The following is a 1055-nucleotide window of genomic DNA, read 5'->3' as shown; positions in this document are numbered from 1 at the left end:
TGCGGATCGCCCGGGAGGCCGGGGCCTTCGTCATCGAGGACGACTTCGTACGGCGGCTGGTGCACGAGGACGCGGGCGCGCTGCCCAGGCCGCTCGCCGCCGACGATCCGGACGGTGTGGTCGTCCATGTCTGCTCGCTCACCAAGGCGACCTCGCCGAGCCTGCGCGTCGGCGCGCTCGTGGCGCGCGGCCCGGTTCTGGAGCGGCTGCGCGCCATCCATGTCGTGGACACCTTCTTCGTACCGCGCCCGCTCCAGGAGGCCGCGCTGGAACTGGTCGGCTCCGCCGCCTGGAACCGCCATCTGCGCTCCGTCTCCTCGGCGCTGCGGATCCGCAGGGACACGCTCACGGCGGCGCTCCTGAGCGAGCTGCCCGAGCTGGCCCTGCCGCACATTCCGTCCGGCGGTTATCACCTCTGGCTCCGGCTTCCCGACGGCACCGACGAGCAGGCCGTCGTCTCCGCCGCGCTGCGCGCGGGAGTCGCGGTCGCACCGGGCCGCCCGTACTTCAGCGCCGAACCTCCCGCCGCTCAGCTCCGGTTGAGCTTCGCGGCGGTGGCGGGCCCGGCCGAGCTCACCGAGGGCGTACGGAGGCTCCGTACGGCCTGCGACGAGGCACTCGTCCCGCCCGGCCCCAGGACACCGGGCCCACCACTGCGGGGAGCCTCTTGACCTGCGGGACATTCGGCTCCACGATCACGGCCATGAGTGTTCGGGTCACGTTGGTCGCCGCGGCGCGCAGCTCGGACGTGTTCGACGAGCGCTTCGACGACGACCGGCCGCTCGACCAGGTCGGATGGTACGAGATGCAGCTCGCCGCCCACACCCTGATCCCGCTGGCCGCCGCCGATCTCCGCTACTGCTCACCGACGCCGCGCAGCCGCGCCACCGGTGACGCCCTGGGCTTCGCGCCGCTCGCCCAGCCCGCGCTGCGCGACTGCGACATGGGCCGCTGGCGCGGCTTCACCCTCTCCGAGGTGATGTCCCGCGAGCCGGCCGCCGTCGACGCGTGGCTCGCCGATCCACGGGCCGCGCCGCACGGCGGCGAACCTCTGC

Annotated in this window: 1 protein-coding gene and 1 pseudogene; both read left to right on the top strand. The window is 73.9% G+C overall.

Annotation, left to right across the window (positions count from 1 at the left end):
- Nucleotides 1-671: pseudogene (locus GA0115259_RS38650) on the top strand (aminotransferase class I/II-fold pyridoxal phosphate-dependent enzyme); the annotation flags it as partial.
- Nucleotides 672-703: 32 nt separating this feature from the next.
- A partial coding sequence (locus GA0115259_RS38645; protein ID WP_176732799.1) for a histidine phosphatase family protein occupies nt 704-1055 on the top strand: 352 nt, incomplete at its 3' end.

The sequence above is a fragment of the Streptomyces sp. MnatMP-M17 genome (genome assembly GCF_900091995.1).
GTDB lineage: Bacteria > Actinomycetota > Actinomycetes > Streptomycetales > Streptomycetaceae > Streptomyces.
Note: the sequence above shows the minus strand (reverse complement) of the source record. Positions and strands in the feature narration are given on the sequence as shown.